This is a genomic window from Microbacterium sp. NPDC028030, from assembly GCF_040637855.1.
Lineage (GTDB): Bacteria > Actinomycetota > Actinomycetes > Actinomycetales > Microbacteriaceae > Microbacterium.
Genome location: NZ_JBEZXF010000001.1, coordinates 1,502,032 through 1,522,341 on the forward strand (window position 1 = coordinate 1,502,032; position 20,310 = coordinate 1,522,341).

The window sequence follows — 20,310 nt, forward strand, 5'->3', positions numbered from 1 at the left end:
CTCAGTCCTTGCCCCCGCGCACGAGCTCGAGCCCTGCTCCGGCGAACTGCCGCAGCGTCGCATCCGGCAGGAACGCCCGCGTGAGTGCCCCGCCGATCCGGGTGAGGTCGCTCTCGTCGCGGAACAGCAGGTACATGGTCTCGTAGCGCGGGTGGAACTTCTGCTTGAAGCGGTGCAATGACCCGAACCCGTAGACCGGCTCGAGGGCGTCGGCCAGGCGCTCGCTGAGTGCGGCGATCACGCCGGCGTCCGGAGGGTAGTCGTGGGCGAGCGGGGCGCCGGAGAGCGACATGATCTGCGCGCCCTCCTCGGAGAACTGCTTCGCGGAGGAGCCGATCAGGAACTCCATCACCGGGCCGAAGCCGCCATCGCGTCGCCGCATCAGGTCGAGGGTCCAGCCCCGCACCGCGCCGTCGCCGCCGTACACGGGAAGCCAGGAGAGGAAGCCGTCGACATCGCCGTTGGGAGCGATCGCCAGGGCGAGGCGCACCTCGGGGTCCTCCGCCTCATCGAGGGTGCCGAGCGTGAACCGCATCTCCGGCAGATCCTTGTCGCCGACCCACGCCTCCGAGATCCCGCGCAACTGCTGCTGTACGCCCCAGGGCTCCTTCTTGAGTTGCGTCAGGCGGAAGGTCATCTCCTCGCGTCCCGCCCGGTTGAGCGAGGTGCGCACGGGACCCCACCGCTTGCCCGTGAACTCCAGTCCAGGAAGGTCGACGATCGTGTCGTCCGCCACGACGAGACTGCGCCACGTCGGCGGGACGGCTGCGCGCGTGGCCTCGTCCGCACTGAAGAAGCAGGGGACCAGCCCGGCGAGTTCGGCGGTGCGGATGAAGTCGCCGACGGCTTCGGCGCGCGCATCCGCCGGACCGATCGGGTCGGCCAGCGTGAGTGCGACGCCGTTGCGGCGCTGATACGCGACGATGCCGCCGGCGACCCTGGCGTAGCTGTTGCCCTCCCACGTGGTCATCCATGAGAGGGTCCCGCCCCCGTGCGTGTGCAGCTCCCGCTTCATGTCATCCGTCGTCGGGGCCGGCTGGAGCCCGAGCTTCGCCCTGCGCCGTGCGCGGAACGCGTGACGCACCCACACCAGATAGATGAGCATGACGAGCCAGAGGAAGCCGTTCGCGAGCGCGAGCTCGGTCTCGCCGTCCCAGCGCAGGTCGAGCTGGGCCTGGCTGAACACCGTGATGAGGGTCAGCACGAGGGCAGCCACCAGAACGTTGAACAGTCCGAGCAGGAGCGCGAGCACCCAGGTCCAGCGCCGGCCACGACGAAGCCCGTTCACGAGCACGAGGATCACCACGAGGTCGATCGCGAGGTCGATGAAGCCGCCTGACGCCGGATCGGTCGGCCCGAAGGGTCCGTCCGTCGGAACGAGGGTGGTGATGATCTCGACCGCCCCGAGGACCAGGATCGAGACCACCGCGATCAGCCTCTGCTCACGGACGGTCGTGTGCCGCACGCGCAGGGTGCGATCGACGACGAGGATCAGCAGCACCGCGAGCAGGTGTTCGAGGTCGGCGACCTTGCCCCAGAACAGCATCGCGATGAACACGAAGCCGAGGAGGATGAGCCAGCCGCGCACGCGCCATGGCGGCCGGAACAGGCCGACGGCTGCGGCGATGCAGGCCATGGTGCCGCCGGATGCTCCGACGTCGAGCGCCTGTGCCTGCTCGGTGGCCCATGCCCACGGGAACTGCGACAGCACGAGCAGCAGCAGGGCGGTCGCGAAGATCGCGAACAGCTGCCCGACCCCGTAGTAGGCGAGCGCGACCAGTGAGCCGCGGCGGAACTCCAGGTAGGCCATGCCCCAGAAGCCGGCGATCGTGAACAGGTAGACCCACGGCTGGTTGACGAAGAACGTGCCGGTCAGCGGGGTCCACCACATTCCGGCCGCGAGGTTCGGCAGACCGTAGGCGACGGTCGGGAACAGCGTCGCGTCCTCGAACGGCGCCCAGAGCCCGTGCCAGACCACCCCGACGACGAGGATCAGCAGCACCATGGTCAGCGTCGCCGGGATCCGCCGGATGACGGCGGCGGCGCGGCGCGGTCCGGGGGAGCGCTGCTCTGTCATGCGCTCAGCGTAGCGATGACATCACCGTGCGGTGCAGTGCCGTCTATTCACCGCGCAGCACCCGACGCAGATCGGTGATCTCGGCCTCGTCCATGCTGCCGCTGCGGAGGTAGCCCGTGACATCGCCGTGGTTCGCGGTGATCCAGTCCAGTGCGGCCTCGATCGCCGACGCCGGCGACTCGGTGGCCAGCGTCTTCAGTCCCGGCGTGAGGGGGACGCCGAGGGAGGTGATGAGTCCGGTGAGGGCATCCGCGAGGCCCAGGGCGAGGTTCGTCTCGGTCTGCGTGTAGTCCTCGACGATCGCCTCGCGCGGCACCCCGGCGACCGACAGCAGGATGGCCGCGGCGAGGCCGGTGCGATCCTTGCCGGCCGTGCAGTGGAACAGGACGCCGGGGCGATCGGTGCGCGATGCGGTGAGCACGGTCCGAGCCACGGTCGCGAACTGCGTGGCACTGCCCTCCAGGATCGAGACGTACAACTGTTCCAAGGTGGGCACCCGCTTCAGCGCCTCGGCGACCTGGGTGACGGAGAGACCGGTACCGCGTCCCGATGGGATCAGATGCTTCACCATCTCGTCCATGGCGCCGCCCTGCATGGGCAACGGCAGCAGCGTCACGCTCCCGTCTTCCGGCAGGCGATCCGCCGCACGCGAGCGCTCGGCGTCGGTGCGCAGATCGATCACGGTGCCGATGCGGAGGTCGACGAGCTCCTGCAGGCCCAGGTCGGTGAGCGCCGCGAGCGCGTCGGCGCGGAAGAGGAGGCCCGAGGCGACGGTTCCGCCTCCCGAGGTCGGCAGTCCACCGAGTCCTCGTGCATTGTGCGTCCCCTGCAGGATCGACGTCAGCTCCATCGTCGTTCAACCCTCTCCGTGATTCTGGTGTCAGCGTATCGGCAGGGCCCCGCGGGACGAGCACGCCGACACCCCTCCTGCGGTACGACGCAGAAGGAGTGTCGACGTGGGTGCGCAGCGACGCGCTCAGCCGCTGATCGCGTTCTCGATCGCCTGCTCCAGATCGTCCCAGTCCTGCAGCACGACCTGCTCGCCGTCGACGAAGAACGTCGGCGTGCTGTTCACCTGCAACTCCTCGCCGTCGATCTTGTCGGCCTGCACTCGTTCCGCGGTGGCGGGGTCGGCGACGGCCGCATCGTAGGCTGCCAGATCGAGCCCGAGGTCTTCGGCGAAGGCCCGGAACACCTCGGGCGTCTCCTCGGTGTTCTCGCCCCACTGCGCCTGGGTCTCGAACAGCCGGTGGTACATGTCCTCGAAGCGATCCTGCTGGGCAGCGGCCTCCGCGGCGATCGCGGCCTGCGTCGAGTTGATGTGCCCCGGCAGGGGGAAGTACCGCACGACGTAGGTGATGTCGCCCGCGTACTTGTCGCGAAGCTCTTCGACGACGGGGTAGAACGCGCCGCACGCCTCGCACTCGAAGTCGAGGAACTCGACGACGGTCACGGCGTCCGCGCCGCCGTCGTCGAGCACGTGCGAATCGGTGCGCAGAGGCTGCGGGGGAGTGACCCCGTCGTCGGTGGAGGGGGAAGGAGCTCGTTGCGAGAGCGCGATGACGATGGCGGCGATGAGCAGGACGATGACGACGGCGATGGTGATCAGGGTCGCTTTGACAGAGGTTTTCATGGGGTCTCCAGACACACGGGGATACGACGGGGAAGGATGCCGCCGAGGCGGCTCGATGCGCGCGTCGCGATTCAGGTGCGGGAGATCGAGAGCTGGGCGAGGGTGAGAGCGGGAACGAGGATGCGCGGGCCGGCACGCGGCGGTGCCGTCGTCCGGGGTGCGTGCGTGAGGTGCAGGCCACGCCGCCGATCGACGAGCCGGCGGAACAGGAGCACGAGCGCGACGACGCAGAGCGCCGCGATCAGGCACAGCGCCGCGTCGGACGACACCGCGTCGACCGCAGGGGTGTCCGTCGCGGAGCCCGTGCCCGATGCGGTGGAGGTCGGGTCCGAGACGCCGGCCGCGAGACACAGTGTCGCGTGCAGATCGGCCGTGCCGTGCGAGGTCGACCAGGCGCCGACGACGAGCAGCAGCGCGAGGCCGACGGCGGTGATGATCCGAGCGACCAGCACCCGCTCGTCCCGCGCTCGCGGTATCCGATCCGGCGATGTGGGCAGCATTTCCCGCGCAGTCTAGCAACGGTGCCTCTGTCCCCTCCGGGGCCGGTACGGCGCCGACACGCCTACACTGGAGGGGTGGCGAGACTACTGATCATCGGCGGCTTCCTCGCCGCCGTGTTCTGGGTGTACAGCATCGTCGACTGCGCGGTGCAGCCGGCGACGCGGCACCGAGGCGTGTCCAAGACCGCCTGGATCTTCATCGTGGTGCTCCTGCCCGTCATCGGCGGCATCCTGTGGTTCGTGATCGGCCGTCGCCGCGCGAACGATTCCGGGACCCGCCCCGTCATCGCTCCGGACGACGATCCGGCGTTCCTGCGCAGCATCAGCAAGACGGAACAGGACGCGCGGATCCGCCGGCTCGAGGAGGAGCTCGCCCGCCTCGATGACGAGACCGACGAGCCGCCGGCCACGGACCAGCGCCCGTGACCTCATCGCCGGCCATGGATGCCGCGGCATCCCTGATCGCCGACCTCATCGCCCACGGTGTGCGCGACGTCGTGCTGTCTCCCGGCTCCCGGTCGCAGGCGCTCGCGCTCGCCGCGGTGGGTCTCGCGGAGGAGGGCCATGTGCGGGTGCACGTTCGCATCGATGAGCGTGTCGCCGGTTTCACGGCTCTCGGCATCGCCCGCGAGACGGGCGTTCCGGTCGCGGTCGTCTGCACATCGGGAACGGCCGTCGCCAATCTGCTGCCTGCCGTGATGGAGGCGTTCCACTCCGGCGTCCCCCTGCTCCTGCTCACGGCCGACCGCCCGCCCGAACTGCGCGGGGTCGGCGCGAACCAGGCCACGCTCCAAGACGGCCTCTTCCACCCGTGGGTGCGCGATCAGGTCGATGCCCCCGTGCCGGGAGACGGCGACTGGTCGGGGCTCGGCGAGCGTGCGGTCACCGCGGCGATGGGGGCCGGCGAGATCGAGCACGCCCTGCCGGGGGTCGCAGGCCCCGTGCACCTGAACCTCCCCTCGCGGGAACCGTTGTCCGGCGCGCTGCCGACCGTGGGGGTGGCTCCCGGCGATGCGCCGCACCCCTCGACGCGTGAGGGGCTGGTGCTCGAACGCGGGCCGCGTACCGTCGTGGTCGCCGGCGCGGATGCGGGGCCGGATGCCGAGGAGCTCGCCTACACCGGCGGCTGGCCCTTGATCGCGGAGATCGTGAGCGGCGCGCGGTTCGGGCGCCACCTCGTGCACGGCTATCGGCGGCTGCTCGCCCGCGACGACCTCGGCGGACGCATCGAGCGCGTCGTGGTGCTCGGCCACCCCACCCTCAGCCGGGAGGTCGCCGCGCTCCTGTCGCGGACCGATGTCGAGGTCATCGCCCGGCGTCGCGGTGGCGAAGCACTCGACCTCAACCACCGCACCCGCGGCGTCGGCGCGGTCTCCGTCGCCCCCGGTGCACCCGACCGCGAGTGGCTGGGCGCATGGCTCCAGGCGTCGGCGGCCGAGGTCGTCGACCTGAGCGAGAACGCCCCAGACCCTGAGGGGCTCGCCTCCACCGACTTCGCCGCTCGACGGGAGGCCGTCAAGGCCGAGCTCGACGCCGTCCGGCGCCCGCTCGACCGCGAGCTCCTGGTCGATGCCGTGTGGCGCGCCACCTGGCCGCATGACCGACTGGTGTTCGGCTCGTCACGGCTGGTCAGGGTCGCCGATCAGGTGCTCGGCGGCAAGAAGGTCCCGGTGCACGCCAACCGGGGTCTCGCCGGCATCGACGGCACGATCGCCACCGCGACGGGCATCGCCCTCGCCAGTCAGGCCGCGGGCGCACCCGGGGTGACCAGGGTGCTGCTCGGCGACCTCGCGTTCCTGCACGATGTCGGCGCCCTGCTCCTCCCGCCCGATGAGACCGAGCCGCGGCTCCAGGTGATCGTCGGCAACGACGGGGGCGGGACCATCTTCGATTCGCTCGAAGTCGCGTCCTCCGCACGCGCGGCCGACCTCGATCGCGCGTTCTACACGCCACAGACGGTCCGCCTCGAGCACCTCGCCCTCGCGTACGGGTGGGAGTACCAGCGGGTCACGACGCGCACGGCGCTCGACCAGGCGCTGACCTCGCCTCGCGGCGGACGTCAGATCATCGAGGTGCCGTTGCCGCGCTGACTGGCAGGATGTGCGTATGAACGCGCACACCTGGACGCAGACGCTCCGCGTCGGCAGCGGTTTCCGTCTCGCCGACCTCGACCCGGACAGCAAGCCCGGGTACGACCACGGCAAGTCGCGGGGGCAGGCCGATCTCGCGGCGGGCCTCGACGACCTCAACGGGCTCCAGGAGCGGTTGTTCGCCGAGAGCCGGGTCGGCACGGCGAAGGACTCGGTGCTCCTGGTGCTCCAGGCGATGGACTCGGCAGGCAAGGGCGGCATCGTCAGGCACGTCGTCGGCGGCGTCGATCCGCAGGGCGTGGCGCTCGCCGCGTTCAAGGCGCCGACCGCGGAGGAGCGCGCGCACGACTTCCTGTGGCGCGTCGAGAAGCGCCTGCCTGAACCCGGCTTCATCGGCGTGTTCGACCGCTCGCACTACGAAGACGTGCTGATCGGACGCGTTCGCGAGCTCGCGCCGCCTGCCGAGATCGAGCGCCGCTACGACGCGATCAACGAGTTCGAGGCGCGCATCGCCGCGTCGGGGACCCGCATCGTCAAGGTCATGCTGCACATCTCGCCGGAGGAGCAGAAGGAGCGTCTGATGGAGCGCCTCGAACGGCCGGACAAATACTGGAAGTACAACCCCGGCGATGTGGACGAGCGGATGCTGTGGCCGCAGTACATGGACGCCTATCAGGCCGTGTTCGACCGCACCTCGACCGATGTCGCTCCGTGGCACGTCGTTCCCGCGAACGCCAAGTGGTATGCGCGGCTCGCGGTGCAGGAGCTGCTGCTCGCGGCGCTCGAGGACATCGACCCGCAGTGGCCCGCCGCCGACTTCGACGTCGAGGCCGAGAAGAAGCGCCTCGCCGCCAGCTGAGCAGCGTCAGGCGAGGGCGTCGACCAGAGGACGGAACTTCACCCGCGTCTCGAGCAGTTCGCTCTCCGGGTCGGAGCCGGCGACGATTCCCGCACCCGCGTATGCGGTGACCCCGATGGCGTCTTCCCCTGCCGTGAATTGGGCGCAGCGCAGCGCGATGGCCCATTCGCCGTTGCCCTCGGCGTCCACCCACCCCACCGGCCCCGCATAGCGTCCGCGGTCGAAGGGCTCGAGGTCGCGGATCGCGGTGATCGCCGCGGGGGTCGGTGTCCCGGCGACGGCGGCGGTCGGATGGAGCGCACGCACGAGATCGAGCGCGGACTCTCCGTCGGCCAGCTCGCCCTCCACGTCGGTGGCGAGGTGGAAGAGGTTCGGCAGCTTGAGCAGGAACGGCTGCTCGCTCGCCGCCAGTGCCCTCGTGTGCGCGCGCAGCGAGGCGAGCACGCTCTGCACGGCGTACTGGTGCTCGTCGAGGTCTTTGGTGCTGGAGGCGAGGTGCGTCGACGCCTCGGTGTCGGCATCCGCATCGGCGCCGCGCCCGATCGTCCCCGCGAGCACGCGGGCGGTCACGGTGCGGTCCTGAACGGTGACGAGGGTCTCCGGGCTCGCGCCGATCAGCCCGTCGACCGCGAACGCCCAGGTGTCGGGGTAGCCGGTCGACAGGGCACGCACGAGGCGGCGCAGGTCGGAGCCGACGGGGATCGTCCCGGTGAGGTCGCGGGCGAGGACGACCTTACTCAGCTCGCCCTCGCCGATGCGCGCCAGGGCTCGACGCACAGAGTCCTGATATCCCTGCGGGCTCTGCGCTCCGGGCCCGACCGTGCCGGCCCAATGCGGTCCGTACGGGTGCGAGGCGAGCCCCGCCGCCTGCCGGGTGTCGGCCGCGAGTCGGATGCGCGTCTCCCAGAAGCGGTGGCCGTGCCGGCCGAGCACCCGCCAGGGCACGATGAGCACGCTGTCGGCCGCGGACTCCTCGTCGAAGGTGAAGGCGCCGAAGGCGACGAGACCGGTGCCGGGGAGTCCGACGGGGTCGGAGATCTCCGCGCGGGCCGAGATCCCGCGCCACACGGTGGCGAGCGCTTCCGTGCGGGCCATGTCGGCCGCAGGGCCGGGGCGCAGCTCCGTCAGGGCTTCGCCCACCGCGACGATCCCGTCCCCGCGGCGGAGCCAGGCGAGCGGACGGGCGGGGTCGGCGTACGCCAGGAGGTCTTCGACCGGGTCGATCTCGCGGGTCTCCACGACCAGGTGAGTGGTGTGCACGAGTCCAGCCTATGCCGCGTCGACGACCCGGAACTCCGGCGTCGTAGGGTGAACGGATGAGCGACGCGCGCCCCGCACCCGGCACCGAGATGGTCTTCCAGTGGCGGAAGTGGGACGGGTCGCCGCACTGGCGCCACGAGTGCGTGTACCTCGGGGCGGACGGGTGGGGCGACTGGATCGGCCAGCCGATCGGGTGGCACAGCATCCGTCCTGGCGCGGAGTTCCATGCGGCGGGCCCGAACGTGACGCTGGTGCCGGCGAGTGCGGATCATGCCGTGACCGTGAACCGGCGTCACCCCAGGGGTATGCGCGTCTACATCGACCTCGGCTGGGAGATCCGGTGGTCGGACGACCCGCTGCTGGCGACCGGCATCGACATGGACCTCGACGTCGTCCGGGTCGAGGGTGCACGCGGCACCTGGGTCGACGACCGTGACGAATGGGCGGAGCACAGCGTCCGATACGGCTACCCCGTCGAGGTCATGACGCGCCTCGAAGATCTCGCCCTCGACCTGGAGGAGCGGGTGCGCACCCAGGTCGCACCGTTCGACGACGCCACCGCGGATCCGTGGCTCGACCGCCTCGAGGCGCTGGGCCTCGCGCCTAGACTGGATCCGTGACCTCGAACGAGAAGAACCGCGCCGATCTCGGCAAGGACCCCGCCCGCGTGAGCGGCATGTTCGACCAGGTCGCCGCGGGGTACGACCGCACCAACACGGCCATGACCTTCGGCAACGACGTCCTGTGGCGCGCCGCCACCACGCGCGCCGTCGCGCCGAAACCGGGGGAGAAGATCCTCGATCTCGGCGCGGGGACCGCGTCGTCCTCTGCATCCCTCGCGCGCAGCGGGGCCGAGGTCGTCGCCGCCGACTTCTCGCCCGGCATGCTCGCCGAGGGCGAGCGTCGGCACGGCGCCATGCGCAATCTGTCCTTCGTCCAGGCGGATGCGACGGATCTCCCGTTCGCCGATGCCGAGTTCGACGCGGTGACCATGTCGTACGCGCTGCGCAACGTGAACGACCCGAAGAAGGCGCTGCGTGAGCTGTACCGGGTGACCAGGCCCGGCGGCCGGCTCGTGATCAACGAGTTCTCCACCCCGCCCGGCGCGCTCTTCCGCAGTGCCTACCGCTTCTACAACGCGCAGGTGCTGCCCCGGGTCGCGCGCGTGGCCGGGACCAACGGCGATGCCTACGACTATCTGAACGAGTCGATCCGCGAGTGGCCGGACCAGAAGAAGCTCTCCGCATGGATCCGCGAGGCGGGATGGACCGACGTCGCCTACCGCAACCTGTCGTTCGGCATCGTCGCCCTGCACAGAGCGCGCAAGCCCTCGTGACCTCGTCCGGCGCGATCGCCGCACACGACGCAGGTAGGCTGAGATCGTGACTTCGAGCCCCATCGCCCCGGGTTCGCGGCTGGCGAGCCGTCTCGGGTTCAGCGACCGTGTCTTCATCGGCCCCGCCGCCCGCAAGGTCGCGCGCGCCATCGAAGAGGGTCTCGAGCTCGTCGAGACCGGGTTGGCCGACGATGTGCGCGTCGCCGACCCCCTGGCCGATGCCGCGAGCCGCTACCTCTACGAGGCGGGCGGCAAGCGCATCCGTCCGGTGCTCACGCTGCTCGCCGCTCAGCTCGGAGACGGCAACACCGCCGAAGTCGTCGACGTCGCCAAGGCGCTCGAGATCACGCATCTCGGCTCGCTGTACCACGACGACGTGATGGACGGCGCCGACCGCCGTCGCGGGGTGCCTGCCGCACACGCGGTCTGGGGCAACAACATCGCGATCCTCACCGGCGACATCCTGTTCTCCCGCGCCAGCCAGCTGATGTCGCGCTTGGGCGAGCGCGCCATCCGTCTTCAGGCCGACACGTTCGAACGCCTGGTCCTCGGGCAGATGCACGAGACCCTCGGCCCGCAGCCCGACGACGACCCGATCGCCTTCTACATCCAGGTGCTCGCCGACAAGACGGGTTCGCTGATCGCCGCGGCCACTCAGGGCGGCGTGATCTTCTCCAACGCCCCGACCGCGTTCGAGGAGCCGCTCCGTGTGTACGGCGAGAAGATCGGCGTCGCGTTCCAGCTGCTCGACGACGTGATCGACCTGTCGGCGAAGCCCGAGGAGACGGGCAAGGTGCCGGGTACCGACCTGCGCGCCGGCGTGCCGACGATGCCCTATCTGCTGCTGAAGGCCGAGGGTGATGCGGCGTCGGTCGACCTGGCCGCACGCATCGACGACGGGGTCGCCCTCATCGCCGACGGTGCGGACCCGGCGATCCTCGGCGGGGTCCTGGACGAGCTCCGTGATCACGCGGTGACGCAGAAGACCCTCGAACTCGCACACTCCTGGACGCAGGATGCCGTCGACGCCCTCGAGCCGCTTCCGCGTGGCACGGTGCGCGAGGCGCTGACACGATTCGCTGAGACCCTCGCCGAACGCTCCAGCTGAACCGGTGCGGGCGCCTTCTGGTGGCCCGCCGGCTGCGTCGGCATACGAAAGGACCTCCCATGACCAAGCTCAGACTGGCCATCGTCGGTGCGGGACCCGCCGGCATCTACGCCGCGGACATCCTCTTGAAGGCCGAGCGCAAGTTCGACGTGTCGATCGACCTCTTCGAGCAGCTCCCGGCGCCGTACGGGCTCGTGCGCTACGGCGTCGCCCCCGACCACCCGCGCATCAAGGGCATCATCACGGCCCTGCGCGATGTGCTGGATCGCGGTGACATCCGGTTGTTCGGCAACGTCCGCTTCGGCGAGGACATCACTCTCGACGACCTCAAGAAGCACTACAACGCCGTGATCTTCGCGACCGGCGCCATCCGCGACACCACGCTCGACATCCCCGGCATCGACGCAGTCGCGTCCTACGGCGCGGCCGACTACGTCAGCTGGTTCGACGGGCACCCGGATGTTCCGCGCGAGTGGCCGCTGGACGCCGCGTCCGTCGGAGTGCTCGGCAACGGGAACGTCGCGCTCGATGTGGCGCGGATGCTCGCCAAGCACGCCGAAGACCTGCTGGTCACCGAGGTGCCCGCCAACGTCTACGAGGGTCTCCAGGCCAGCGCGGTCACGGATGTGCACGTGTTCGGGCGCCGCGGCCCTGCCCAGGTGAAGTTCACGCCGCTGGAGCTTCGTGAGCTCGGCGAACTGCGCGATGTCGACATGGTCGTGTACGACGAGGACTTCGACTACGACGACGCGGCGAAAGACGCCGTCGCCAGCAACAAGCAGGTCATGGTCATCGACCGCATCCTGCAGTCGTGGCGCAAGCGCGACTCGGTGAACAACGCGAGAGGCTCCGCTTCGCGCCGTCTGCACCTGCACTTCTGGGCACGCCCTGTGGAGGTCCGCAAAGACGACGCCGGACGGGTGGCTGCCCTCGTGTACGAGCGCACGAAGCCCGACGGTCAGGGCGGTGCGGTGGGCACGGGCGAGCTGCGCGAGGTGCCGCTCCAGGCCCTGTACCGCGCGATCGGATACTTCGGGTCGCCGCTGCCGGGAGTGCCGTTCGACAAGAAGCACGGTGTGATCCCCAATCGCGAGGGTCAGGTGCTCGCGAAGGACTCCAACGAGCGCGTCGCCGGCATCTACGCCACCGGCTGGATCAAGCGCGGCCCCGTGGGTCTGATCGGGCACACGAAGTCCGATGCGATGGAGACGGTGCGGCACATCATCAACGACCAGGGCTCCTGGTGGCACCCGGAAGATCCCTCGGAGGAGTCGATCGTCGAACTCCTGCGTGAGCGCGGCGTTCGCTGGACCGACCTTGACGGATGGCACCGCCTCGACGAGCACGAGATCGCGCTGGGTGCGCCGGTGGAGCGTGCGCGCGTCAAGGTGGTCCCGCGCGACGAGATGGTGCGCGTCTCGCGCGGCGAGTAGCCCTGTCGGCCCCTGGCGGCGGCGTCGGCTAGCCTGGCGACGACGGGGGAGGAACGCATGGCCGATTGGATCCCGGATGTGCTCGGCGACGAGTTCGAGCAGTTCACCCTCGACCTCGGTGTCGACGAGCAGGGTCCTGTCATGGCCACCCTGGTCCGTGCGCTTCCGGTCGAGCCGGGGTGGTGGGAGCGCGTCCGCGGCCCTGTGCCCCTGCTCGAAGGCGTCGACGTGCTGTACGTGCACGGATGGTCCGACTACTTCTTCCAGAAGCGACTGGCGCGCTTCTGGACTTCCAGAGGCGCCCGCTTCTACGCGCTCGATCTGCGCAAGTACGGTCGCAGCCTGCGTGAGTGGCAGACGCCGGGATACGTCGCGGATCTCGCCACCTACGACGAAGACATCGCCGCCGCGCTGGGGGCGATGGGGCGTCCGGTCGGGGAGTCCCCGCATACCCGTCGTCTCGTCCTGCTCGGTCACTCGACAGGGGGGCTCACCCTGAGCCTCTGGGCGTCGAGGCACCCCGATGCGGCCGATGCGGTCATCCTGAACAGCCCCTGGTTGGAGTTCCAGTTCGCGCCCGCACGTGCCGCGATCGCGCCGATGGTCGAGCTGCAGGCGCGGATCCGTCCGTTGGAGGCAGCGCCCCAGGTCGACCTCGGCTTCTACTCCCGCGCGCAGCAGGAGGTCGCCGATCCGGACGACCCGATGGAGGTGAATCCCCTCTGGCGTCCTGCACAGACCATGGCGGTGTACGCGGGCTGGCTGCACGCGATCCTGTCGGGGCACAAGACCGTGGCGGCGGGGCTGTCGATCAGCGCGCCCGTGTGTGTGCTGCTGTCGGCGCGCTTCGTCCCCCCGACCCGGTGGTCGGACGACATCACCTCCGCGGACTCCGTGCTCGTCGTCGACGACATCGCCCGCGCGGCGCTCCGGCTCGGCCCGAGTGTGACGGTCGAACGCATCGACGGCGCCCTGCACGACGTCTTCCTCTCCCGGCACGAGGCGCGCGAGGAGGCCTATCGGCGTCTCGACCGCTGGGTCACGGGCTGGCGCGCCACCTGGTGAGGTCGCTCACAGGCAGTACATCGCCCTGACGAGGCGTTCGGCCGTGTCGCCGTCGCCGCGTCGCACCGCCTCGGCGAAGTCGGCGTACACCGTGCGCATCCGAGCTCGGTCCGCCGCGGGTACCACCCAGTCGCGGAGGTTCCGGAACAGCACGATGCTCGCGTCTTCCATCAGCGTCCGATGCTGTGCGTTCCCGCTCCGGTCGGCCAGGTAGGAGAACACAGCCCATCGCGCCTGGCACGTCGTGCTCGGATCGTCCAGCGAGGCCGGCAGCGCGGTGATGAGCCTGCCGACGTGCTCGCGCTGTGCCGCGGAGAGGCGCGGCACGGCCAGGCGCGCGGCGATCCCCGCCTGGTAGCCCGCGAAGTCCAGCGACTGCGCGATCGAGTCGGGGGTCACCTCCGTGACCTCGGTGTACCTGCTCGGATACATGGTCACCAGTCCCAACCTCTCGAGGCGTTGGAGCGCCTCACGAACGGGTGTGCGCGACACGTGCAGCTCCTCCGCCACGTCGACGTCGCGGATGCGCTCGCCCCCTGCCAATGTGCCGTCGATGATCAGTCTCCCCACGTGGTGGAAGACCTCTTCGGCGAGGAGTTGCTTGCTCTCGCCGATACTCGTCGATCCGATACTGCCCATGGATCTGCCCCCAGTAGCCCTTCTCATCCCGAGCGCCCCCCGGTCCGCCCGGAGGGCGAGTAGGTCAGGGGCCGCATCGGATGCCGATTACGCCCATCCGACTCCGTGATCCGCGTGGGGGCGCGGAACAAAGGGCGAACGGGATCCTTCTTCTTGTTCTTCTTCTCGTGGTTCTGCGGCCGGCGGATACGGGACATCCGCCGGCCGCGGAAGACGTGAACGCATGGAACTGCCGTGGCCTCGTCCCCACGAGGGTAGGCCCTCGCGATTCCCGAAATCGCCCAGCCGTACACCGGCAGTGCGTCATCCCACGATCACGTCGTCAGCCGCAGCGAGGCGACCGAATCCAGTCTTTAGCACTTCAGCCCAAATATCGGAATGCAATATGATGAAAGGTAGCATGACACTCCTGAGGACCGCATGAGAAACCCCCACCCGGCCAGTGCGGATGGGGGTCTTCGCCGTCAGGGTCGGCGCGCAGCCTCAGCGGTAGTTGATGAACTGCAGGTCAAGGTCGAGGTCGGCGCCCTTGAGCAGGGCGATGACCGACTGGAGGTCGTCGCGGCTCTTGGACTGCACGCGCAGCTCGTCTCCCTGGATCTGGCTCTTGACGCCCTTGGGCCCCTCGTCGCGGATGATCTTGTTGATCTTCTTCGCGTTCTCCGAGGAGATGCCGTCCTTGAGCGTCGAGACGATGCGGAACTCCTTGCCGCTGGCGAAGGGATCCCCCGACTCCAGGCTCTTGAGCGAGATTCCGCGCTTGATCAGCTTCGACTGGAACACGTCGAGCACGGCCTTGGCCCGCTCCTCCGAGTTCGCGATGATCAGGATGCTCTCGCCGCTCCAGGCGATCGATGCGCCAGTGCCCTTGAAGTCGTAGCGCTGCTCGATCTCCTTGCGTGCCTGGTTCAGGGCGTTCTCGGCCTCCTGGTGATCCACTTTCGAGACGATGTCAAAGGAACTGTCAGCCATACAGGAAGTGTATCGAGCCTGCTGATTTTCGAGAGTCGTGGAAGCGTTTTCACACGGCGATCGTCGGAATCGCTCGGTCACAGGTTGATATCGCAACCCTGCCTCGTTGCAAAGTCCCTCGATTTCGATGCATACTGTAAGCGCTTGCAGTCCATGCAGGCCAACAGCATTGAGAGAGGCACACACCAATGAAGGTGAACAAGAGGGGCATCGTCGCCGCAGGCGCCATCGCCATCGTTTCGACTCTGTCGCTTGCCGGCTGCTCCGCGGGCACCAGCGGCGGCGACGACTCGGGTTCGAAGGACAGCAGCACACTGGTCGTCTGGGTCGATGCGGAGCGCGTCGATGCGCTGCAGGGCGCCGCCGACTCCTACGAGGACAAGACCGGCGTCAAGGTCGATCTCGTCGGCAAGTCCGTCGACGACATGAAGGACGACTTCATCCAGCAGGTGCCGACCGGCAAGGGCCCCGACGTGGTCATGGGCGCCCACGACTGGCTCGGCGAGCTCTCCACCAACGGCGTCGTGGCTCCGATCGAGCTCGGCGACAGCGCTGAGGACTACCTCCCGGTCGCGCTCCAGGCCGCCACCTACGACGGCACCGTCTACATGCTCCCGTACGCGGTCGAGAACATCGCGGTGCTGCGCAACGCCGACCTCGTGCCCACGGCACCCACCAGCTTCGACGACATGGTCTCGAAGGGCACGTTCGTCGTGGAGCAGGGGGCCGAGGGCAACCCGTATCACCTGTACCCGTTCCAGACCGCGTTCGGCGCTCCCGTCTTCGGCACCGACGACTCGGGCAGCTACGACTCCACCGACCTGCAGCTCGGCAGCGAAGGCGGCTTCGCCTTCGCCGACTGGCTGGGTGCGCAGGGCGCTGCGGGCGTGCTGAACACCGACATCGACGGCGAGATCGCCAAGCAGCAGTTCCTCGACGGCACGGCCGCCTTCTGGCTGACCGGCCCGTGGAACGTCGGCGCCGCCACGGACGCCGGCATCAACGTCGCGATCGACCCGATCCCGAGCCCGACCGGCGAGACGGCCTCGCCGTTCGCGGGCGTGAAGGGCTTCTTCGTGAGCTCCGAGTCGAAGAACAAGGTCGCCGCGAACGACTTCCTCGTCAACTACATCGGCACCGAAGATGTTCAGCTCGAACTGTTCAAGGCCGGCAACGTCCTGCCCGCGCTGACCGCGGCAGCGGACACGGCGGCTTCCGACCCGATCATCGCCGGCTTCCAGGCCGTCGGTGCGGATGCCGTGCCGATGCCCGCCATCCCGGCCATGGGTGCGGTCTGGCAGTTCTGGGGCGTCGCCGAGGCGGCGATCATCAACGGCGCGGACCCGGCGACGACGTGGCAGAAGCTCGTCGACGACGTGACCGCCGCGATCAAGTAGCAGACAGCACACTGGCCCTGCCGGGGCGGGCGTCCACCGCCCGCCCCGGCAGGATCATGACGAGGACGACATGACAGACACCGAAGAGCGCATCGCTCCTCCGACCCGACGTCAGCGGCAGGCGGCCAAGATCGCGGAAGCCGCATCCGGACCGGTCGGCTGGATGCTCCTGAAGATCCTCCTCCTGGCCGTGGTCGACGCGATCGCGCTGTACGCGGCGTTCGTGCTCTTCCTGCACCAGGAGTGGCTGATCCTCGGCATCGTCGTCGCAGTCGCCGTGCTCGTCAACTACATCTACTTCTCCCGCAAGCGCATCGCGGCGAAGTACCTGACGCCGGGCATCATCTTCCTGATCGTGTTCCAGGTCTTCACGCTGCTCTACACCGGCTACATCGGCTTCACGAACTACGGCACGGGACACAACGGGACGAAGGAGCAGGCCATCTCCTCCCTCCTCGCCTCCGCGCAGGAGCGCGTCGAGGACTCGCCGACCTTCCCCGTCACGGTCGTCGAGCAGTTCGGCACCTACGGCCTGCTGGTCACCGACCCCGACTCCGGCGACGCGCTCGTGGGCACCGCGGAGCAGCCGCTGGAAGAGGTCGACGCCGAGTTCGAGGGCGGCAAGGCCGTCTCGACGGACGGGTGGACCACTCTTCCGCTCGCGACCGTCTTCACGCTCTCGGAAGAACTGGAGAAGTTGTCGGTCCCGTTCAGCGACGACCCGAACGACGGCAGCCTCCGGGCACCCGACGGCCAGAAGGGCTATCTCTACGTCTCGACGCTCGCATACGACGCGGATGCCGACACGATCACCGACACCACGACCGGCACGGTCTACTCCGACACGGGCGACGGCGCGTTCACGTCCGATTCCGGGGAGCAGCTGCTGCCCGGATGGCAGACCACCGTCGGCTTCGACAACTTCGTGCGTGCGGTCACCGACTCCTCGATCCGCGGCCCGCTCATCTCGGTCACGCTCTGGACCTTCGCGTTCGCCCTGATCTCGGTCGCCACGACGTTCTTCCTCGGCCTGCTCCTCGCACTGGTCTTCAACAACACCAAGATGCGGTTCCGCAACGGCTATCGGATCATCCTCATCCTCCCGTACGCGTTCCCGGCGTTCCTGTCGGCGCTCGTCTGGGCCGGGATGATGAACGAGAGCTTCGGCTTCATCAACCAGGTGATCTTCGGCGGGGCGTCCATCCCGTGGCTGACCGATCCGGCACTGGCGAAGGCGTCCGTGCTGCTGGTGAACCTGTGGCTCGGCTTCCCCTACATGTTCCTGGTCTGCATGGGGGCGCTGCAGGGCATCCCCGAGGACGTGAACGAGGCGGCGGTGATGGACGGCGCCAATCCGTGGCAGATCTTCCGTCGCATCAAGCTGCCCCTGCTGCTGGTGACGGTCGCGCCACTGCTGATCTCGTCGTTCGCGTTCAACTTCAACAACTTCAACCTGATCTACATGCTCACCAAGGGCGGTCCGCGCTTCAGCGACGTATCGATCCCGGTCGGGCACACCGACATCCTGATCTCCATGGTCTACAAGGTCGCGTTCACCGGGCAGACCCGCGACTACGGTCTCGCCTCCGCCTTCACGATCCTGATCTTCGTCGTGGTCGCGACCATCTCGATCATCAGCTTCCGCAAGACCAAGGCCCTCGAGGAGCTGAACTGACATGAGCACCGCCACCCCTCGCTCCACCAGGGAAGAGAAGGCCCTCGCCCCGCGTCGCCGCAGCTTCGGCGCCTGGTTCGCCGACACCGGCTGGCGACACCTGGTCGCGATCGTCGTCAGCGTGTTCGCCCTGTTCCCGTTGCTGTACGTCGTCTCGGCGTCGTTGAACCCGAAGGGGACACTGACCGGATCCAACCAGCTGTTCTCGGCGGTCGGGATCGACAGCTACGTGCGCATTCTGAGCGATCCGCAGAACCCCTACGGCCAGTGGTTCCTGAACACTCTGCTGATCGCCGTGGTCACGGGGGCCGTGACGGTCTTCATCGGGGCCTGCGCGGCATATGCCTTCTCCCGCATGCGCTTCGCCGGGCGTCGTGTCGGACTCGTCACGATCGTCGTCGTCCAGATGTTCCCGCAGCTGCTGGCCGTGGTCGCGATCTTCCTGCTCATGTCGACGCTGGGGGACTGGTTCCCGGCGATCGGGCTGAACACCCACACCGGACTGATCCTCGTGTACCTGGGCGGCGCCCTCGGTGTGAACACCTACCTCATGTACGGATTCTTCAACACGATCCCGAAGGAGATCGACGAGGCCGCCCGCATCGACGGCGCCGGACACGCGCGCATCTTCTTCACGATCATCCTGCGTCTGGTGGCGCCGATCCTCGCGGTCGTCGGGCTGCTGTCGTTCATCGGCACGGTCAACGAGTACGTGATCGCGAGTGTGATGCTCGTGGATGTCGAACAGCAGACGCTCGTCGTCGGACTCACCAAGCTCGTCGCGAACCCACGCTATGCCGACTGGTCCGCGTTCTCTGCCGGTGCCGTGATGGCGGCGATCCCCGTCATGATCCTCTTCCTCTTCCTCCAGAAGTACATCGTCGGCGGACTCACCGCGGGCGCGACGAAGGGCTGACCAGCCCCTCAGGTGCCCGCGCGCACTTCCTCGTCGCGGTAGCGTGCATCACATGCTACCTTGTCATGCATGACAGCTGACATCGGCGCGCAGATGCGCAAAGGGGTGGTGGAGTACTGCGTGCTCGGCCTGCTCGCGCGCGAGCCGATGTACGGCTGGCAGCTGGCCGAAGCGCTCACGGGAGCGGGGCTGATCGCCAGCATCGGAACGCTCTACCCGCTGCTCGGACGGCTTCGGGACAACGGGTGGGTCAGCACCTTCGACCTCCCGTCGGAGAGCGGGCCCGTGCGCAAGTACTACCGCCTCACGGAGGCCGGGACCGAGCAGCTCGACCGGTTCCGCGCCCAGTGGGCACCGTTCGCCCGTGTCGTCACGGGCATCGTCGGAGAGGGACGATCATGACAGAGACCACCGCAGACGCTCTGCGCGACGACTACCTCGCGCGACTCGACGAGGCGATGCGGGGACTGCCCCACGGTGTCGCGTCCGACATCCGCGGGGGCATCGTCGAGGAGCTCGAGGGTCTCGACGCCGCAGCCACCGAGATGCGGATCGCGCAGCTCGGCGACCCCGTGGCCATCGCACGCGAGGCGCAGGACGAGGTGCCCGGCGCCGTCACGATCGTCACCGCTCCGCCCGTCGCCGCGCCGTCCGCACCTCGTCCGCCGACGACGTCGACCCGCGGTTTCGCGATCGCGGCGGCGTTGACGCTCAGTTTCGGCGGGTTCGTCCTCCCTGTCCTCGGATGGTTCGTCGGCGCGGTGCTGGTCAGCCTGAGCCCGCTCTGGAGGACGTGGGAGAAGGTCGTGGCGATCGTCATCCCGTTCGTCGTCGGTGGGGTGTCTCTCCTCCTCGTCTCCACGATGGTCACGTTCAGCGCGTCGGACTCCGGAGGCAGTTCGTCCGGCACCGGGACGGCGCCCGTCGTCAATCCGCTGCTGCCGGCGTGGTACGACCTGTTGTGGATGGGCTTCCTCGGAATCGGCCTCCTCCTGATCCCCGTGTCCGGGCTCTGGCTGCTCTGGCGTCTCCGCGGGCGCGTACCCCGCTGAATGCACCGTGGGGACGACTCCCGGCGTTGCTCCCCGGCCGTGCTGCCTTGCGGTCGTACCGTGAGAGCATGGCACGTGTCGCTGGGCGCAATCTCGTGATGAGCTGGTTCGCGGGCATCGTCTGCGTCGGCGTCATCGGAGCGCTCATCTGGCTCTCGCTGCCGATCCTGCCGACGCTCGCGGAGTTCGCGGGGGACGCCTTGCGCGATGCGCTTCCCTGAGGGGCGCGCGAGCTCAGGTCCCGTGTATGACGACACGTCGGCACGCCTGCGGGAGCGGTCGTCCGCCGGGCGGTACC

21 protein-coding genes are annotated in these 20,310 nt (G+C 68.9%); 14 read left to right on the forward strand and 7 right to left on the reverse strand.

Going from position 1 to position 20,310, the window contains the following annotated elements; translation table 11 throughout:
- Position 1: 1 nt before the first annotated feature.
- From AB0E56_RS07415 to AB0E56_RS07430, 4 genes are all read right to left on the reverse strand, one after another.
- Positions 2-2,077, reverse strand: a complete 2,076-nt coding sequence (locus AB0E56_RS07415) for a DUF2156 domain-containing protein (protein ID WP_359797864.1) — start codon at positions 2,075-2,077, stop codon at positions 2-4.
- A 43-nt stretch (positions 2,078-2,120) separates the two neighbouring features.
- Positions 2,121-2,927 carry a tyrosine-protein phosphatase gene (locus AB0E56_RS07420; RefSeq protein ID WP_359797865.1) on the reverse strand — a complete coding sequence of 269 codons (807 nt, stop codon included), beginning with the start codon at positions 2,925-2,927 and terminating at the stop codon, positions 2,121-2,123.
- A 126-nt stretch (positions 2,928-3,053) separates the two neighbouring features.
- Positions 3,054-3,710, reverse strand: coding sequence for a thioredoxin domain-containing protein (locus AB0E56_RS07425; RefSeq protein ID WP_359797867.1), 657 nt, complete (start codon positions 3,708-3,710; stop codon positions 3,054-3,056).
- 71 nt (positions 3,711-3,781) lie between these two features.
- The gene (locus tag AB0E56_RS07430) at positions 3,782-4,210 is read right to left on the reverse strand and encodes a hypothetical protein (protein WP_359797869.1); all 429 of its coding nucleotides are present in this window, start codon (positions 4,208-4,210) and stop codon (positions 3,782-3,784) included.
- 75 nt (positions 4,211-4,285) lie between these two features.
- Between AB0E56_RS07430 and AB0E56_RS07435 the strand changes: the two genes are divergently transcribed.
- Genes AB0E56_RS07435 through AB0E56_RS07445 form a run of 3 tightly spaced genes read left to right on the forward strand, consistent with a single transcriptional unit; the run spans position 4,286 to position 7,159 of the window.
- Positions 4,286-4,636, forward strand: a complete 351-nt coding sequence (locus AB0E56_RS07435) for a PLD nuclease N-terminal domain-containing protein (protein WP_183150789.1) — start codon at positions 4,286-4,288, stop codon at positions 4,634-4,636.
- A gap of 14 nt (positions 4,637-4,650) precedes the next feature.
- Entirely contained in the window at positions 4,651-6,300 is a 1,650-nt protein-coding gene (gene menD / locus AB0E56_RS07440; RefSeq protein WP_359798272.1) for a 2-succinyl-5-enolpyruvyl-6-hydroxy-3-cyclohexene-1-carboxylic-acid synthase, read from the forward strand.
- Positions 6,301-6,316: 16 nt separating this feature from the next.
- Positions 6,317-7,159, forward strand: coding sequence for a polyphosphate kinase 2 family protein (locus tag AB0E56_RS07445; protein ID WP_359797871.1), 843 nt, complete (start codon positions 6,317-6,319; stop codon positions 7,157-7,159).
- A 6-nt stretch (positions 7,160-7,165) separates the two neighbouring features.
- Here AB0E56_RS07445 and AB0E56_RS07450 read toward each other — a convergent pair whose 3' ends face one another.
- Entirely contained in the window at positions 7,166-8,419 is a 1,254-nt protein-coding gene (locus AB0E56_RS07450) for an isochorismate synthase (protein WP_359797872.1), read from the reverse strand.
- Positions 8,420-8,475: 56 nt separating this feature from the next.
- On the opposite strand from AB0E56_RS07450, the gene AB0E56_RS07455 reads away from it, so the two are divergent.
- From AB0E56_RS07455 to AB0E56_RS07475, 5 genes are read left to right on the forward strand one after another with little or no spacing between them, the layout of a single operon-like run.
- Positions 8,476-9,039 carry a hypothetical protein gene (locus AB0E56_RS07455; protein ID WP_359797874.1) on the forward strand — a complete coding sequence of 188 codons (564 nt, stop codon included), beginning with the start codon at positions 8,476-8,478 and terminating at the stop codon, positions 9,037-9,039.
- Positions 9,036-9,755, forward strand: coding sequence for a class I SAM-dependent methyltransferase (locus tag AB0E56_RS07460; protein WP_359797875.1), 720 nt, complete (start codon positions 9,036-9,038; stop codon positions 9,753-9,755). The genes AB0E56_RS07455 and AB0E56_RS07460 overlap by 4 nt, the downstream gene beginning before the upstream one ends.
- A 46-nt stretch (positions 9,756-9,801) precedes the next feature.
- On the forward strand, positions 9,802-10,863 hold the full coding sequence (locus AB0E56_RS07465; RefSeq protein WP_359797877.1) for a polyprenyl synthetase family protein: 1,062 nt from the start codon (positions 9,802-9,804) through the stop codon (positions 10,861-10,863).
- Positions 10,864-10,922: 59 nt separating this feature from the next.
- Positions 10,923-12,296 (forward strand): FAD-dependent oxidoreductase, encoded by a 1,374-nt coding sequence (locus AB0E56_RS07470; RefSeq protein ID WP_359797879.1) that lies wholly within the window; start codon positions 10,923-10,925, stop codon positions 12,294-12,296.
- Between the two features lie 57 nt (positions 12,297-12,353).
- Positions 12,354-13,361: an alpha/beta hydrolase gene (locus AB0E56_RS07475; RefSeq protein ID WP_359797881.1), complete on the forward strand. Its 1,008-nt coding sequence runs from the start codon at positions 12,354-12,356 to the stop codon at positions 13,359-13,361.
- 6 nt (positions 13,362-13,367) lie between these two features.
- Here AB0E56_RS07475 and AB0E56_RS07480 read toward each other — a convergent pair whose 3' ends face one another.
- On the reverse strand, positions 13,368-14,000 hold the full coding sequence (locus tag AB0E56_RS07480; protein ID WP_359797883.1) for a GntR family transcriptional regulator: 633 nt from the start codon (positions 13,998-14,000) through the stop codon (positions 13,368-13,370).
- 483 nt (positions 14,001-14,483) lie between these two features.
- On the reverse strand, positions 14,484-14,972 hold the full coding sequence (locus AB0E56_RS07485; RefSeq protein ID WP_045264630.1) for a YajQ family cyclic di-GMP-binding protein: 489 nt from the start codon (positions 14,970-14,972) through the stop codon (positions 14,484-14,486).
- A gap of 188 nt (positions 14,973-15,160) precedes the next feature.
- Here AB0E56_RS07485 and AB0E56_RS07490 point away from each other — a divergent pair, with 188 nt between their 5' ends.
- The 6 genes from AB0E56_RS07490 (at position 15,161) to AB0E56_RS07515 (ending at position 20,233) form a co-directional block, all read left to right on the forward strand.
- A complete protein-coding gene (locus AB0E56_RS07490; RefSeq protein ID WP_359797885.1) occupies positions 15,161-16,369 on the forward strand; it encodes a maltose ABC transporter substrate-binding protein in 1,209 nt (402 codons plus the stop codon).
- A gap of 70 nt (positions 16,370-16,439) precedes the next feature.
- On the forward strand, positions 16,440-18,044 hold the full coding sequence (locus tag AB0E56_RS07495; RefSeq protein ID WP_359797887.1) for an ABC transporter permease subunit: 1,605 nt from the start codon (positions 16,440-16,442) through the stop codon (positions 18,042-18,044).
- Between the two features lies 1 nt (position 18,045).
- The gene (locus tag AB0E56_RS07500) at positions 18,046-18,960 is read left to right on the forward strand and encodes a sugar ABC transporter permease (RefSeq protein ID WP_359797888.1); all 915 of its coding nucleotides are present in this window, start codon (positions 18,046-18,048) and stop codon (positions 18,958-18,960) included.
- Between the two features lie 69 nt (positions 18,961-19,029).
- Positions 19,030-19,362, forward strand: a complete 333-nt coding sequence (locus AB0E56_RS07505; RefSeq protein ID WP_359797890.1) for a PadR family transcriptional regulator — start codon at positions 19,030-19,032, stop codon at positions 19,360-19,362.
- Positions 19,359-20,012, forward strand: a complete 654-nt coding sequence (locus AB0E56_RS07510; RefSeq protein WP_359797892.1) for a hypothetical protein — start codon at positions 19,359-19,361, stop codon at positions 20,010-20,012. The genes AB0E56_RS07505 and AB0E56_RS07510 overlap by 4 nt, the downstream gene beginning before the upstream one ends.
- Before the next feature lie 68 nt (positions 20,013-20,080).
- Positions 20,081-20,233: a hypothetical protein gene (locus AB0E56_RS07515; RefSeq protein WP_183150780.1), complete on the forward strand. Its 153-nt coding sequence runs from the start codon at positions 20,081-20,083 to the stop codon at positions 20,231-20,233.
- Positions 20,234-20,310 lie beyond the last annotated feature (77 nt).

What these genes read in the sequence shown, in the direction of transcription:
- AB0E56_RS07495 (WP_359797887.1), top strand. Translation starts at nt 16,440, where the DNA reads ATGACAGACACCGAAGAGCGCATCGCTCCTCCGACCCGACGTCAGCGG.
- AB0E56_RS07425 (WP_359797867.1), bottom strand. Translation starts at nt 3,710, where the DNA reads ATGAAAACCTCTGTCAAAGCGACCCTGATCACCATCGCCGTCGTCATC.
- menD (WP_359798272.1), top strand. Translation starts at nt 4,651, where the DNA reads ATGGATGCCGCGGCATCCCTGATCGCCGACCTCATCGCCCACGGTGTG.
- AB0E56_RS07430 (WP_359797869.1), bottom strand. Translation starts at nt 4,210, where the DNA reads ATGCTGCCCACATCGCCGGATCGGATACCGCGAGCGCGGGACGAGCGG.
- AB0E56_RS07420 (WP_359797865.1), bottom strand. Translation starts at nt 2,927, where the DNA reads ATGGAGCTGACGTCGATCCTGCAGGGGACGCACAATGCACGAGGACTC.
- AB0E56_RS07485 (WP_045264630.1), bottom strand. Translation starts at nt 14,972, where the DNA reads ATGGCTGACAGTTCCTTTGACATCGTCTCGAAAGTGGATCACCAGGAG.
- AB0E56_RS07490 (WP_359797885.1), top strand. Translation starts at nt 15,161, where the DNA reads ATGAAGGTGAACAAGAGGGGCATCGTCGCCGCAGGCGCCATCGCCATC.
- AB0E56_RS07415 (WP_359797864.1), bottom strand. Translation starts at nt 2,077, where the DNA reads ATGACAGAGCAGCGCTCCCCCGGACCGCGCCGCGCCGCCGCCGTCATC.
- AB0E56_RS07455 (WP_359797874.1), top strand. Translation starts at nt 8,476, where the DNA reads ATGAGCGACGCGCGCCCCGCACCCGGCACCGAGATGGTCTTCCAGTGG.
- AB0E56_RS07445 (WP_359797871.1), top strand. Translation starts at nt 6,317, where the DNA reads ATGAACGCGCACACCTGGACGCAGACGCTCCGCGTCGGCAGCGGTTTC.
- AB0E56_RS07515 (WP_183150780.1), top strand. Translation starts at nt 20,081, where the DNA reads ATGGCACGTGTCGCTGGGCGCAATCTCGTGATGAGCTGGTTCGCGGGC.
- AB0E56_RS07500 (WP_359797888.1), top strand. Translation starts at nt 18,046, where the DNA reads ATGAGCACCGCCACCCCTCGCTCCACCAGGGAAGAGAAGGCCCTCGCC.
- AB0E56_RS07475 (WP_359797881.1), top strand. Translation starts at nt 12,354, where the DNA reads ATGGCCGATTGGATCCCGGATGTGCTCGGCGACGAGTTCGAGCAGTTC.
- AB0E56_RS07505 (WP_359797890.1), top strand. Translation starts at nt 19,030, where the DNA reads ATGACAGCTGACATCGGCGCGCAGATGCGCAAAGGGGTGGTGGAGTAC.
- AB0E56_RS07480 (WP_359797883.1), bottom strand. Translation starts at nt 14,000, where the DNA reads ATGGGCAGTATCGGATCGACGAGTATCGGCGAGAGCAAGCAACTCCTC.
- AB0E56_RS07470 (WP_359797879.1), top strand. Translation starts at nt 10,923, where the DNA reads ATGACCAAGCTCAGACTGGCCATCGTCGGTGCGGGACCCGCCGGCATC.
- AB0E56_RS07510 (WP_359797892.1), top strand. Translation starts at nt 19,359, where the DNA reads ATGACAGAGACCACCGCAGACGCTCTGCGCGACGACTACCTCGCGCGA.